This window comes from Mycobacterium sp. PS03-16 (genome assembly GCF_004570325.1).
Classification (GTDB): Bacteria; Actinomycetota; Actinomycetes; order Mycobacteriales; family Mycobacteriaceae; genus Mycobacterium.
The window spans coordinates 17624-31528 of the sequence record NZ_SPQO01000019.1 but is presented as its reverse complement, the minus strand read 5'-3'; the positions used below and the strand labels follow the sequence as shown (position 1 = coordinate 31528).

General features: G+C 70.6%; 15 protein-coding genes and 1 pseudogene. 5 read left to right on the top strand and 11 right to left on the bottom strand.

Annotated features, from left to right (window positions below; all coding sequences use genetic code 11):
- The first annotated feature begins 37 nt into the window (after nt 1-37).
- Nucleotides 38-772: a GAF and ANTAR domain-containing protein gene (locus E4P42_RS16800; RefSeq protein WP_135127212.1), complete on the top strand. Its 735-nt coding sequence runs from the start codon at nt 38-40 to the stop codon at nt 770-772.
- Between the two features lie 3 nt (nt 773-775).
- Here E4P42_RS16800 and E4P42_RS16795 read toward each other — a convergent pair whose 3' ends face one another.
- The 11 genes from E4P42_RS16795 to E4P42_RS16745 form a co-directional block, all read right to left on the bottom strand.
- Nucleotides 776-1459, bottom strand: coding sequence for a sirohydrochlorin chelatase (locus E4P42_RS16795; protein ID WP_135127211.1), 684 nt, complete (start codon nt 1457-1459; stop codon nt 776-778).
- A complete protein-coding gene (locus tag E4P42_RS16790; protein WP_135127210.1) occupies nt 1456-2607 on the bottom strand; it encodes a uroporphyrinogen-III synthase in 1152 nt (383 codons plus the stop codon). Before E4P42_RS16790 ends, E4P42_RS16795 begins: the two co-directional genes overlap by 4 nt.
- Before the next feature lie 117 nt (nt 2608-2724).
- The gene (locus E4P42_RS16785; protein WP_135127209.1) at nt 2725-4113 is read right to left on the bottom strand and encodes a NarK/NasA family nitrate transporter; all 1389 of its coding nucleotides are present in this window, start codon (nt 4111-4113) and stop codon (nt 2725-2727) included.
- A gap of 95 nt (nt 4114-4208) precedes the next feature.
- Nucleotides 4209-4781, bottom strand: coding sequence for a GNAT family N-acetyltransferase (locus tag E4P42_RS16780; RefSeq protein WP_245234067.1), 573 nt, complete (start codon nt 4779-4781; stop codon nt 4209-4211).
- Between the two features lie 36 nt (nt 4782-4817).
- Entirely contained in the window at nt 4818-5705 is an 888-nt protein-coding gene (locus E4P42_RS16775) for a 5-oxoprolinase/urea amidolyase family protein (protein WP_135127208.1), read from the bottom strand.
- Between the two features lie 11 nt (nt 5706-5716).
- Nucleotides 5717-6385, bottom strand: coding sequence for an allophanate hydrolase subunit 1 (locus E4P42_RS16770; protein ID WP_135127207.1), 669 nt, complete (start codon nt 6383-6385; stop codon nt 5717-5719).
- Nucleotides 6386-6433: 48 nt separating this feature from the next.
- Complete coding sequence (locus tag E4P42_RS16765; RefSeq protein ID WP_135127206.1) at nt 6434-7114, bottom strand: queuosine precursor transporter; 681 nt, start codon at nt 7112-7114, stop codon at nt 6434-6436.
- A 45-nt stretch (nt 7115-7159) separates the two neighbouring features.
- A complete protein-coding gene (locus E4P42_RS16760; protein ID WP_135127205.1) occupies nt 7160-8134 on the bottom strand; it encodes an ABC transporter substrate-binding protein in 975 nt (324 codons plus the stop codon).
- Between the two features lie 52 nt (nt 8135-8186).
- Entirely contained in the window at nt 8187-8984 is a 798-nt protein-coding gene (locus E4P42_RS16755; RefSeq protein ID WP_135127204.1) for an SDR family oxidoreductase, read from the bottom strand.
- Nucleotides 8985-9290: 306 nt separating this feature from the next.
- Nucleotides 9291-9890, bottom strand: a complete 600-nt coding sequence (lysE, locus tag E4P42_RS16750; protein WP_135127203.1) for an L-lysine exporter — start codon at nt 9888-9890, stop codon at nt 9291-9293.
- A 107-nt stretch (nt 9891-9997) separates the two neighbouring features.
- Nucleotides 9998-10543 (bottom strand): TetR/AcrR family transcriptional regulator, encoded by a 546-nt coding sequence (locus tag E4P42_RS16745; RefSeq protein ID WP_135127202.1) that lies wholly within the window; start codon nt 10541-10543, stop codon nt 9998-10000.
- 185 nt (nt 10544-10728) lie between these two features.
- Here E4P42_RS16745 and E4P42_RS16740 point away from each other — a divergent pair, with 185 nt between their 5' ends.
- The 4 genes and pseudogenes from E4P42_RS16740 to E4P42_RS16725 all read left to right on the top strand — a co-directional run.
- Nucleotides 10729-11949 (top strand): cytochrome P450, encoded by a 1221-nt coding sequence (locus E4P42_RS16740; protein WP_135127201.1) that lies wholly within the window; start codon nt 10729-10731, stop codon nt 11947-11949.
- A 48-nt stretch (nt 11950-11997) separates the two neighbouring features.
- Nucleotides 11998-13062, top strand: a complete 1065-nt coding sequence (locus E4P42_RS16735) for a permease (protein WP_245234066.1) — start codon at nt 11998-12000, stop codon at nt 13060-13062.
- Nucleotides 13063-13107: 45 nt separating this feature from the next.
- Entirely contained in the window at nt 13108-13473 is a 366-nt protein-coding gene (locus E4P42_RS16730) for a nuclear transport factor 2 family protein (protein ID WP_135127199.1), read from the top strand.
- A gap of 4 nt (nt 13474-13477) precedes the next feature.
- Nucleotides 13478-13773 (top strand): annotated as a pseudogene (locus E4P42_RS16725) (SDR family NAD(P)-dependent oxidoreductase); the annotation flags it as partial.
- Nucleotides 13774-13905: the final 132 nt, after the last annotated feature.

Genomic DNA, 13905 nt, shown 5'->3' with positions numbered 1-13905 from the left:
GTTGTTTGACCGCCCGCAATGTGGGTACGTCGGGTCAATGACAGCGAGCGTCGAGCGCCTCGACGAGGTTCTCGAACAGAGCCTTCGTCATTCGACGCGTCGGGCGCGCGCGGATCTGACCGGTGTCCTGGCGTCGATCACGACCCTGGCCGTCGAGCAGCTGCCCGGAGTGCACCACGCGGGAGTCACGCTGGTGGAACCGGCCACCGAGGACGGTGATGTCGACAGCACCGAAGACGGCAGGGTGATCCGCTGCCTGGCCGCCACCGACGGCCACCCACTGGTCCTGGACAACATCGTGCGCGGCTGCGGGCAGGGTCCCTGCCTGGACACGATCACCGGACACCGCCTGATCCGCAGCGACGACCTCACCGTCGAATCGCGCTGGCCGCAGTTCACGGCCAAGGCGATCATCTGCACACCCGTCCGGGCGATCCTGTCGCTGCCGGTCTTTCGCGACGGACGCCCACCGGTGGCGCTCAACCTGTACTCCGACCGGGCGGGCGCCTTCGACGCCCGCGCCGAGGCCAGCGGTGCGCTGGTCGCCGCCCACGTCGCGGAGGCGATGAATGCCGCGCACCGCAGGCATCCCGTCCGCTCGGCCCGGTCGCAGATCATCACCGAGGCCAAGGCGATGATCATGGCGCAGCGCGATGTCGACGTGGCGCAGGCGTTCGCGATCCTGGTGCAGATGGCCAAACAGCAGAACGAGTCGATCGAGAGCGTGGCGCGGCAGGTGGTGGCCAGGAACGGGTTGACGCGCCTGAACTGAGCCCTACGCCGCGACCGGCAGCCGGGCCCGGCGGAACCGGCCGGCGATCAACCGGATCAGGCCGGGATGGGTGCCGAGCGGATCGGTGACGATGTCGGCGCCGCCGGCGCGCAACCGGTCCTGGAACAGCCCTTCGGACAGCAGATAGGACGCGACGACCACGCGGCGGCGAGACCTGGTGCGTGCCGTGGCGACCGCATCGGCGATCCGCGGTGCGCCGGTGGCGGCGAACGCCAGGTCGACGCGGTCACCGGTCAGCGCGGACAGCCACGTGGCGGTCAGGTGCAGATCGCGCATCGCGCCCGGATCCGACGTGCCCGCCGCGGCGAGGATCACCGAATCGCCGGGCCGCCAACCGGATGCGATGAGCCGGTCGGCCAGGACCCGGACCAGTTGCGGGTCCGGGCCGAGCGCCTCGGCCACCGTGACATCCGCGTGGCCGCTGGCCCCGACGTGGGTGGGGATGTCGCTGCGCACGTGGTAGCCGCGCGCCAGGAAGGCCGGGACCAGCACGGCCGGCCGGTCGGGCATCGTCTGCAGCACCTCGGAAGGCGTGGGGCCGAGCACGTCGACGAACGCCACTTCGACCGGGGCGCCGAGGGCCTCGGCGACGCGGCCGGCGATGTCGCCGATCAGCGCGACGCCGCTGGCCTTGCGGGTGCCGTGGGCGACGAGGATGCGGTTCACAGGGCCGCCGGCAGGTTCTCGTCGTCGACGGCCAGGCGGTACCCGCGTTTCACCACCGTCGACACGATCTGTTTGTCGCCCAGTGCCGTTCGCAACCGCAGCACCGCGGTCTCGACGGCGTGGGTGTCGGTGCCGCTGCCGGGCAGCGCGCCGAGCAGGTCGGCGCGCGACACCACCGCGCCGGGGTGGTGGGCCAGCGCCCGGATGGTCGCCATGCTCGCGGGGGACAGCGATTTCACGACCCCGTCGACCAGCACGCAGGTGCCGCGGATCTCCAGCAGATGGCCGGCGACGCGCACGGTTCGCGACTGCAGCAACGGCAGTTCGTCGGTGATGTGCCGGGCCAGCGCACCCAGGCGCATCCGTTCCGGCGCCGACGTCGGCACCCCGAGCCGGACCAGGGGCCGCGCGGTCACCGGGCCGACGCACATGGCGTGCACGTTGGTGCGCAACGCCTGCACCACCGCGTCGGCGATACCGAGCTCGCCGGCCCTCATCAGCATCGCGGCCACCGCGGGCGCGGAGGTGAAGCTGACGGCGTCGAACTTCTCGTCGGCGATCGCGGTGACCAGCTGGTCGAAGTCCCCGTTGCGGGGCGCCGGCCGCCACCGGTACACCCGGATCGGCACCACGTCGGCGCCGGCCGCGCGCAATTCGTCGAGGAACTCCGGGAACGGATCCCATTCGTCGGTGGCGCCGTGCAGTTGCACCGCGAGGCGCTTCCCGGCGATCCCGCCCTCGAGCAGGTACCGCAGCACCTCACGGCTGGACTCGGATTCCGGCGACCACTCCTCGGGCAGCCCGGCCGCCCGCAGCGCCCCGGTGGCCTTCGGGCCGCGCGACACGATGCGCGCCCGCTGCAGCGCGGCGGTCAGGTCGCCGGCCACCCCCCAGCCGTCGGCGGCGGCGATCCAGCCGCGCAGCCCGATGCCGGTGGTGGCGACCACGATGTCGGGCGGTCCGTCGATCAGTGCCCGGGTGTTGGCCCTCAGCTCGTCGTCGTCGGGCAGCGGCACCATCGCGATGGCCGCCGCGCTGGTGACGGTCGCGCCACGGCGGCGCAGCAGGGCGCTCAGCTCGTCGGCGCGGCGGGCGGAGGTCACCGCCACCCGGAATCCGGTGAGCGGTGCCCAATCAGGCTCACTCATGCGTTCTGTGTATGCAGTCCGTGTTTCGGTTCTGTTTCCTGGCCATTGCCGGGCAATTGCCATGCCCGCGGTGTGGGCGGGATGACGTCATTGTCCTCCCGCCCACGGTTCGGTGGGTCACGCGCGGGCCAGGTCGGGGCGCGCCGCGCGACCGCCGGCGGCGACCGGCCGCCGTACGTACCGCAACCAGGTGACCGCCGAGGCCAGCACGTAGAAGGCTGCGAAGATCCAGAACGCCGTGGTGGCCGATCCGCTGGACAGGTAGGACTGGCGCAGGGCCAGGTTGATGCCGACGCCGCCCAGTGCGCCCACCGCACCGGCGAACCCGATCAGCGCACCGGACATGGCCCGCGACCACGCCACCCGCTGGTCCTCGCCGACCTCGAGCGAGCGGCTGCGCGCCTCGAAGATCGACGTGATCATCTTGTACACCGAGCCGTTGCCGATGCCCGACAGCAGGAACAGGGCGATGAACCCGACCACGTAGCCGATCATGGTCGCCGTGGTCGCGGCGCCGGCGGTGCGGTCGTCGAGCATGCTCACGGTGACCAGCACCCCGGCGGCCAGGATCATCCCGGCGAACACCACCAGCGTGACACGTCCGCCGCCGATCCGATCGGCCAATTTCCCGCCGTAGACCCGCGACAGCGAGCCGAGCAGCGGGCCGATGAACGCGATCTGGGCGGCGTGCAGCGACGCCTCGGCCGGGCTCTGACCGCCCGCGGCGAAGTTGATCTGCAGCACCTGGCCGAACGCGAACGCGAACCCGATGAACGAGCCGAAGGTGCCGATGTAGAGCAGCGAGATCACCCACGTGTCCCGTTCCCGCAGAATGTCTTTCATCGCGGTGAAGTCGATCTTGTGCTGGTCGAGATTGTCCATGTACAGCGCGGCGCCGATCCCCGCGACGGCCAGCGCCACCAGATAGATCGCGCACACCCAGTACGGTTCCCGGTTGCCCGCGGTGGCGATCACCAGCAGGCCGACCAGCTGGATGGCGGGCACTCCGATGTTGCCGCCGCCGGCGTTGAGGCCCAGCGCCCAGCCCTTGAGCCGCTGCGGGTAGAACGCGTTGATGTTGGTCATCGACGAGGCGAAGTTGCCGCCGCCGAACCCTGCCAGCGCCGCACACAGCAGATACGGCCACAGCGGCAGCCCGGGATTGGCCAGCAGCACCATCGTGCCGACGGTGGGGATCAGCAACACGAAGGCGGAGAACACCGTCCAGTTGCGGCCGCCGAACGTCGCGGTGGCCAGCGTGTAGGGGATCCGCAGGCAGGCGCCGACCAGGGTGGCGGTGGCGCCGAGCAGGAACTTGTCGCCGGCGGTGAAGCCGTACACGCTCTCGGGCATGAACAGCACCATCACCGACCAGATCGACCACACGGAGAAGCCGACGTGCTCGGCGGCGACCGACCAGATCAGGTTCCGTCGGGCGATGTGCTTGTTACCGGCCTCCCAGGCGACCGTGTCCTCGGGATCCCAGTCGGTGATGCGATGCGACATGGCGGAAACGGTAGGGAGCGTTCATTACCCGCACGCTGCCCGCGGTGTCCCCGTCGTGAACTTCCCCTCACCTCATCCGTGGGGAGGGTGTGAGGTCACCAGACGTCGCCACCGCGCCAATCGCACGCCAGGCTCTCGGTGAGATCGAGGTCCAGCCCCACCGGCAGCACCAGCACCGCGCCGTCGTCGCCGGGGGTGCGGACCGGGCCGTCGGGGGTCAGCACGGACGTCGGTCCCTGCCAGGGCAGCCACCCGCGCGACAGGTAGATCGGCTTGCCCATGTCCGTGGCGCCCAGCGCACCGAGTTGGTAGGCGCCGCGCAGCACCTGCTCGCAGGCGTCCATGACGGCGCTGCCGAGTCCCTGCCCGCGGCAGTCCTCGCGGACCGCGACGGCCTCGATGTAGCCGCAGCGCAGCGCGGTGCCGCGGTAGACGAGGCGGCGCTGCACCACCGCGGCGTGGGCGAGGATCGCGCCGTGCCGCCAGATCAGCGCGTGCATCCCGCCCAGCGCGTGTTCCCAGTCGTCGTCGCCGAAGTCGCCGTCGAACGCGTCGACGAGCATGCGCCGCGCACCGTCGCGGGTCTCGGCGTCGAGGTCGGCGGTGTGGATCAGCCGCGCGGTGTGGATCTCGTGGCCGCGCGCGGCGAGCGACTCCCTCGTGTGCACAGGTGCCGTTCTACCAGTGCGCGCGACGCTGCGGCGTCAACTCTGCACGAACGGCCGGCGCGGCCGCGACCAGTGCAGCCGCACCGTCTGACCGGGCCGCGCCTGGGCCGCGGTGTCGACGTCGTCGTCGGCCAGCACACCGATCACCGGATAGCCGCCCGTGACGGGGTGGTCCGGCCCGAGGATGACCGGGAAACCGTTGGGTGGCACCTGGATCGCGCCGCGGGTCGCGCCCTCGCTGGGCAGCTGCCTGTCGGTGTCGCGGTACTCCAGCGGCATACCGACCAGGCGCATGCCGACCCGGTCGCTGCGGGTGGTGACCTGCCAGTTGGTGCGGACCAGGATGTCGGGGTCGACGAACCAGTCGTCGCGCGGGCCCGGCACCACCATCAGGTCGAGCGCGTCGTCCTCGATGGCCGCGACGGGCGCCTGCTCGAGTTCGGGGAAGTCGGCGGTGTGGTCGCCGATGGGTAACACGTCGCCGGTCCGCAGCGGTTGGGGACCGATCGCGGACATCACGTCGTAGCTGCGCGAGCCCAGCACCGGGGTGACGTCGAAGCCGCCCCGCACCGCCAGGTAGCTGCGCAGCCCGGCGCTCGGCACCCCCAAGGAGATGACGTCCCCGTCGTGGGCGTAGTGGATGCTGTTCGTGCCGAACGGGTTTCCGTTGACGGCGGGGTCGGCGTCGGCTCCGGTCACCGCGACGGCGATGTCGCCGCCGCGCACCCGGGCGCTGAACCCGCCGAACATCACCTCCACGGTGGCGCGGTCGTCGGGGTTGGCCACCAGCCGGTTGGCCAGGGTGTGCGCCCGGCGGTCGGCGGCGCCCGAGCGGGTGACGCCCATGTGCGCATAGCCCGGCCGTCCGAGGTCCTCGACGAGCGCCAGCGGGCCGGTGTTCAGGATCTCCAGCGTGGTGGTCACGGATCCTCCTTTTAGTCGGTGGCGCGGAACCGCACCCACATCCCCGGCGTGAGCAGTGCGGGCGGGTCGCGATCGACATCCCACAGCACGGCGTCGGTGCGGCCGATCAGCTGCCAGCCGCCGGGGGACTCGCGGGGGTACACGCCGCTGAACTCGCCGGCCAGCCCGACGGCTCCGGCGGGCACCTTGGTGCGGGGTTCGGCGCGGCGGGGCACTCGCAGGCGTTCGTCGCCGCCGACGAGGTAGGCGAATCCCGGTGCGAAGCCGCCGAACCCGACGCGCCACATCGTCGCGGTGTGGGCCTCGACGACCTGTGCGGGATCCAGTCCGGTCAGCCGGGCCACCTCGTCGAGGTCGGGTCCGTCGTAGGCGACGTCGATCACGATGTCCGGCTCGTGGCCGCCGGCGGTCGCGGCCTCGGCCACGGCGCTGCGGGGCACGCGCAGCGCGGCCAGGCGCTGGCGGGTGGGGTGGCGGTAATGCGGGCCGTCGCACTCGAGCAGGATGGTGCGCGACGCCGGGACGATGTCGACGACGCCGGGCAGCGCGGCGTCATGGAGCGCGCCGGTCCAGGCCAGCACTTCGGCGGTGCCGGCGAACTCCAGCAGCAGCGCGTGGTCCCCGTAGTCGAGGACGGTGCCCAGCGCCATCGAATCGGCCACATCCGGTACGGCGGTCATACCCAAAACTACCGCCGACCCCGCGTCCACGACCAGCGCGGAGTCGGACTACAGCGCGGGCTGGTAGCTCGGTTCGCGGTGTTTGATCGCGCCGATCACCCGGTAGGTGATCGGCAGCATGGCGGCTTCCACCACGGTCTTGTAGATCCACCCCAGCGCGGCGTAGATCGCGAACGAGCTCATGTTCCCGAATCCGATGATCGGTGCGGCGATCGCGCAGAACACCAGGGTGTCGGCGAACTGCCCGACGACCGTCGACCCGAGCAGCCGGGCCCACAGGTGACGCTCCTTGGTGCGCTCCTTGATCCGCACCACGACCCAGGCGTTGACCAGCTGGCCGACCAAAAACCCGGACAGCCCGGCGATCGCCAGCCCGGTGATCGACGACACCGTGGTGGCCAGCGCGTCCTGGTTGGCGTAGTCGGGCGCCGGCGGCAGGTGGACGGTGGCCCACAGCACGAACACGGCGAGTGCCTGCATGGCGAAGCCGATGAACACCGCGCGGCGCGCGGCGCGGAAGCCGTACACCTCGCTGAGCACGTCGCCGATCACGTAGGTCAGCGGGAACACCAGGAAGCCGCCGTCGGTGAGCAGGGGTCCGAACGCGACGCCCTTGGTGGCCGCCACGTTGGAGATCAGCACCAGGCCGGTGAAGACGGCGACCAGCGTCGGATAGTAGGCCGACCCGACGGTCGCCGAGCCGCGGTGGTCAGTCAGCGTGCTGGTCATCGGCACATTCTCGCAGCAGGTGCGGCGGCCGGACCAATCGCCGGTTCAGGCCAGGATCTGGGCGAGCAGCGGCGGCAGCCGGTCGGCCACAAGGGGATAGGACAGCGGGGAGGCGAACGCGATCGCCCCGGCGAGTTCCTTGTCGGTGAAGATGGTGCGCCCGCCGGTGACGGCGTCGAGCGCGCCGATGACGGGGTCGGCCAGCAGTGCGGCCTGCTCCTGCTCGCTCTCGGTGGTCCAGATCAGGACGTCGGCGGTGTCGAGCACATCGGTGATGCGGTCGCGGGGGATCTCCGCGCCGCCGGGGTCGGCGACGGTGAAGCCCAGCTGGGTGAGGAAGTCGGTGCGCCACCCGGGCGGGGTGGCCGGCACGCTGCCGCGGGTCAGCGTGCCGCCGAGCAGCAGCGCGGTCTTCCCGGCGAATTGCGGATTCTGCGACGCCGCGGTGGTGAACCGCTCGTCGACGCGGGCGATCAGCGTGCCCATGGTGTCGGCCTTGAACACCGCCTGGCCGATCCGGGTGGCCTGGTCCTTCCAGGGTTCGAAGAACGCCGCCGACCCGCCCTGGGCGAGCGTCGGCGCGATCTCGGACAGCCGGGCGTAGGTGTCGGCGTCGAGGCCGGCGTTGACCGCGACGATGAGGTCGGGCCGCAGCGCGCGGATGGCGTCGACCTGGATGCCGCCGTCGAGGCTGAGCACGGTGGGCTGGGCGGGGCCGAGTTGGCGGCGCGCCCACGGCCATACGCCGAACGGCTCCCCGCCGAACCAGTCGGTCACCGCGATCGGCACCACGTCGACGGCGAGCAGATCGTCCTGTTCGGTGAGCCCGGCGCTGACGACGCGGGTGGGCGGGGCGGGGATGCGGGTCTCGCCGAAGGCGTGCGGGATGGTGACGGAGCCGTCCTCGGCGACCGCGCCGGGCGCCTCCGGGCTGCAGGCCGCGAGTGCGGCCGACCCGGTGGCCGCGGCGGCGATGCCCATTCGGGCGAGGAAGGTGCGCCGCGACCAGGCATGAGCCACGCGGGGAGCGTAACCGCTCGCCGGCCGCAAGGCGGTCAACCGCCGGGGCGCGTCAGGAGTGGGCGAGCCGCTTGTTGACCAGGCGGGTCAGCCAGGCCGGCGAGAACCGCGCCCCGGTGGCCAGCACCTTGGACTGGATGCCGACCGGGAAGTGCACCTGGTGCAGGGCCCGCCGCAGCGCGGACGGTTCGACGGCGGCGACGATCGCGTCGGCGATGTCCTGAGCGGTCAGCCGGATGCCGAGGGACTGCGTGGTGCCGGTGGCGATGTTGTCGGTCATCGCGGTCTGCACGTACAGCGGCCACATCGCGATGACCCGGATGCCGTAGCGATTCCACTCCAGGTCGAGGGCCTCGGTGAGGCCGCGGACGAAGAACTTCGTGGCGCTGTAGTTGGCGAGCTCGGCCTGACCGTAGATCGCGCTGGCCGAGGCCAGGTTCACCACCACCGAGTCCGGGGTGGCCCGCAGGTGGGGGAACGCCGCGTACAGACCGTTGACGACGCCTTTGGCGTTGATGTCGATCTCCTTGAAGTGGCCGGCGAGGTCCATTTCCTCGAAGCGGCCGGCGCGCAGGATGCCGGCGTTGTTGATCAGCACGTCGAGGCGGCCGTCGGTCGCCGCGGTGAACTCCGCGATGCGTGCGGCCATCTCGTCGCTGTCCGTGACGTCGAGGTGGCCGGTGATGATGGTGGTGCGGACCCGCTCGAGATCCTCGACGAGGCTCTTGAGGCCGACCTCGTCGATGTCGAAGGCTCCGACGGTGTAGCCCTTACGGGCGAAGGCGATGGCCGTCTTGCGGCCGATGCCGGCGGCGGCGCCGGTGATGAACACGGATCTCGGGGTGGGCATGAGACATAGTCACCCATCGCCGCGCCGTGCAAACCCGGTATCGGCCGGTTCTGGTGGTGATGTCACGATCGGCGCAGCGGAAGCTCTTTGCTCGTACAAAGAACCGAGCAACGCGACCGATGTGGCGGATGTGACGGCTGTGGCATGCCGGATGGTGCATACCCGCACCAAATGGCCTGGAACTCCCCCTCGCGGCGCTAGGGAGAACGACCGCTCAGAGAAGTCCCAGGCCTGAGATCAGGTTACGCCTCGATTTCGCTGCGGACGCGTTTTCGTCACAACCCGTCACAAATTCGACGCCCACCGTCAGCCGAGCGCGACCTTGACACCCAGCGCGAGCATCGTCACGGCGATGACCCCGTCGAGGAGTCGCCAGGTCCGTGGGGAGGCGAACCACCCCGCGAGCCGGGTGGCGCCGAATCCGAGACCCGTGAACCACACCGCGCTGGCCGTGACGGCCCCGACGCCGAACAGCCAGCGCCCGTCGCGGTGTTCGTTGGCCAGCGCGCCGATCAGCACCACGGTGTCGAGGTACACGTGCGGGTTGAGCCAGGTGAGCGCGACGCAGGTGGCCAGCACCTCGAGCAGCCGGGCGGGCCCCTTCTCCGCGGGGGTCAGGGCGGACGGCCGCAGCGCGCGCCGCGCGGCCAGCAGTCCGTAACCGAACAGGAACGCCGCGCCGCCGATGCGCGCGACGGTGATGGCCTCGGGGTGGGCGGTGACGAGCACGCCGAAGCCGGCGATGCCCGCGGAGATCAGCGCGATGTCGGAGACCGTGCACACCGCAACGACCGCCACGACGTGCTCGCGGCGGATCCCCTGGCGCAGCACGAAGGCGTTCTGCGCGCCGATCGCGGCGATCAATGCCAGCGACGAGAGGAAGCCGAGGACGGCGGGGGAGGTCACGGCGTCGACGGTAGGCAGTGCGGCCGAGACAGTACAGCTAAAGATTCTTTATCTGCATTAGCCATTCTGATCCGAGGCCGCGCGAAGCTCTGCCGCGGGCGCGTCTGTCACGCGAACGCGGGTGCGACGAAGCGCCGTATCGCCTCCTGTTCGCCCCCAGGATCCGGCATCGGCCAGTGGGCGAAGGACATCACGACCCGCACGATCCACTGCGCGGCCGCCGGGTCGTCCTCGGTCAAGCCGGTGAGTTCGGCGGCCAAGTGCCTCAGCAGCGGCGACGAGTGCAACTCGCGGAGGTCCGAGGTGTTCTGCGGGCTGAAGACAAGAGCGCGTAGAGGGTTCGCTCTGATCTGCGCCAACGCCACGGACACGGCGGTGACGACCCGTTCCGGCCCACTCAGCCCGTCGACGGCCCGCCGGACATCCTCGACGATGCCCGCGGCCAAGCGCAGGAGAACCGCGTCACGGATCTGCTTCTTGCCGCCGGCGTAGCGATAGACGGTGGCGCGAGAACAGTGCACCCGTGTCGCCAGGGTATCGACGTCGAAGGCGTCCAGCCCGTCCCGGAGTATCAGTTCCGTTGCTGCCGCGTAGATTCGTTCGGCTCCCACGTCACGGCGATCGGCGCCCACCACCCAGTCGTCGCGCACCACGGGGTCCTTTCCGCCGGCCTCGGCTCAGTTTCTCAGTTCTGAGACGAATCTGCCACGCTGTTTCAGTTCCGTCACTGCTCATCCAGGCCATCGTGAGACGCCGCCCCGGCGGTCGGACGCCGCGCGCATCGCAGCTTTGGGCGGCGTGGTTGACGAGACCCGGAGTGCCGCCTCACCGTTGAGCCATGACGGTGCATGACGGCGGCCTGGGCCTCGCTCTGTTCGACGAGGCCAACATCCAGAACCCGCACCGCCTCTACGCGCAGATGCACGAGTCTGGACCCGTGCACCGTATCGGTGACTCACGGTTCTACGCGGTCAGCAGCTGGGAAGCCGTCCAAGACGCGGTTTCCCGGTGCGGCGACTTCTCGTCCAACCTGACCGCGACGATGATGTACGAACCCGGGGGAGTCGTCGCCGAGTTCACGATCGGCGAGCTGGGCGGAGCGACCCAAGCCCTGGCGACCGCCGATGATCCGGCACACGCGGTGCACCGTAAGGCCCTGGTCCCGCATCTGGCCGCCAAGCGGATCCAGGCGTTCGAGTCCTTCATCGCCGATACGGTCGACCATCTGTGGAATCCCGACGCGGACAACAACATCGAGTGGATGTCCGCGATCGCCAACAGGCTTCCCATGATGGTTGTCGGCAGGATCATCGGCGTTCCCGATGCCGACGTCGACGATCTCATCAGGTGGGGATACGCCGCCACCCAAGTCGTCGAAGGACTGGTGACCCGCCGGGAGATGGAGGCTGCCGGCGTCGCGGTCATGGAACTGGGCGCGTACATCACCGAACAGTTCCGCTATGCCGCTGCCGACCCGGCGGACAACCTTCTCGGCGATCTGGCCACCGCCTGTGCCGCCGGCGAACTCGACGACATCACCGCGCTTGCCATGATGATCACGCTGTTCAGCGCCGGCGGTGAATCGACCGCCTCACTGATCGGCTCTGCCGCTTGGATTCTCGCGACGATTCCGGACGTACAGCAGCAGGTGCGGGAACGCCCTGATCTGATGGGCGCCTTCCTCGAGGAGGTTCTGCGCTACGAACCACCCTTCCGCGGGCATTACCGTCACGTCGTGGGCGACACGGCGTTGTGCGGCGTCGAGCTTCCGGCCGGCTCACGATTGGTCCTGCTGTGGGGCGCCGCCAATCGCGATCCCGCGCATTTCGACGACCCGACGGAGTTCCGGCTCGACCGGCAGGCAGCCAAAAGCCACCTCAGTTTCGGCAAAGGGGTGCACTTCTGTGTCGGAGCCGCGCTCGCTCGGCTCGAGGCCAGGATCGTGATCGACCGTCTGTTGGAGCGCAGCACCGGCATCGACGCCATCGAGACCGGTCGTTGGCTACCGAGCTTGTTGGTGCGGCGCCTCGAGCACCTGCGGCTGGCCGTAGCGTCATGACCCAGGTGAGCATCGACATGGGATAACGTCGCGTCGATGGTGGCGTCGGTGAGGGCCGCATCGGACCGGATCCGCGCGCATCCGGGCGTGGCGGCCGGGGTGGTGCTCGTCGCGGCGGTGTTCGTGGGCGGGCTGCTGTGGGCCAAGTGGGTGCCGTACGCGACCAAGGTCGTGGACCTCGCCCGGACCCACCAGTGGCCGGGTGCGGACATTCTCACCGTGGGCGGCGTGCGGTCCGGGGACGCGCCCACCTGGCCCGCCGCGACGACGTTCTTCACCGGTTACGTGGGCTCGATATGGCCGGCGCTGCTGGTCGCGCTGCTGCTCAGCGCCGGGGTGGCTGCCCTCTTGCCGCCCTGGTGGCTGCCGCGGGTGCTCAACCGCCGCCGCCCGATCACGAGTGCGCTGGCCGGCGGGGCGGCGAGCATGCCGTCGATGATGTGCACGTGCTGCGCCGCACCCGTGGCCGCGACGCTGCACCGCACCGGTGTCACCCCCGCCGCGGCCACCGCCTACTGGCTGGGCAACCCGCTGCTCAACCCCGCCGTCCTGGTGTTCCTGCTGCTCGTCGCGCCCTGGCAGTGGAGCGTGACCCGCTTCCTGGTCGGGGTCGCGGCCGTCGTCGCTATCGCGACTCTGGTTGCGGCGGTGGCGGATCGGCGCGGTGCTTCGCCTGCCGCCGCGGTGACCGCGCCGGATTTCCAGCCGTCGGGCACCCGCTTCCTGGCGGCGCTCGGGCGGATGTGCCTGGTGCTGCTCCCGGAGTACGCGCTGCTGATCCTCCTCATCGGCGCCTGCCGCGGGTGGCTGCTCACGCTGTCGGAACCGGCCCACCACGGGCTGCTCATGGTGGTGGTCGCCAGCGTGGTGGGCACGCTGCTGGTGCTGCCCACCGCGGGGGAGATCCCGATCCTGCATGCGCTCACCCTGCTGGGCGCATCGTCGGCGGTGCTCGGCGCCCTGTTGATCACGCTGCCCGCCGTCAGCCTGCCCGGCGCGGTCATGGTGGCGCGCAGCTTCGGCTGGCGGATGACTGCCACCGTCGCGGCGGCCGTGATGGCCGCCGGCCTGGTCGGCGCGGCGGTGCTCGGCCTGCTCACCGGCATCCGCTGACACACCGCTTGACCTTCCCCTTGGGGGAAGCCCGACGGTGGGTCCATGGCATCCGAACACACCATGCACACCAGGATCGCGCCCGACGCGCTTCCGTCCGCGATCACCGCCTACCTCACCGCGCACCAGGCCCGTGATGCCGCGACCGCGGTCGCCACGTTCACCGACGACGCGGTCGTCGTCGACGAGGGCCACACGTACCGGGGCCACCAGGAGATCGTGGCCTGGTTGAGCGACGCGGCCAGTGAGTTCACCTACACCACGGAGCTCACCGGCGCGGCCACGATCGGCGCGGCGGACTACGACGTCACCCAGCACCTCGAAGGGAACTTCCCCGGCGGGGTGGCGGATCTGCACTTCCGCTTCCGGCTGCGCGACGGCCTGATCAGCCACCTGGTGATCGAGCCCTGAGCCGATGACGACAACGACGAGAACATGGGTCATCACGGGTGGCACACCGGGAGGATTCGGGATGGCCTTCGCCGAGGCCGCGCTCAGCGCCGGGACCGGGTGGTGCTGACCGCCCGACGGCGCGCGGAGTTGGACGACTGGGCGGCGCGCAACGGCGAGCGCGTGCTCGTCCTGCCGATGGACGTGACCGACACGCGCCAGGTGCAGGAGGCCGTGCAGGCCGCCGAGGAGCGCCCTGGGGCGATCGACGTGCTGGTCACCAACGCCGGCCGCGGCTGGTACGGGTCGATCGAGGGCATGGCGCGAGGTCGCGGCAGTGCTCGCCGCCATGGCGCAGGATCCTCGTGAAACTCTGTCCCGCTCGGCGGATCACCCGTCCTGACGGGGCACCGCCAAGGGCCTCCAAGGGCGATCTTGACAACGAGGACCTTC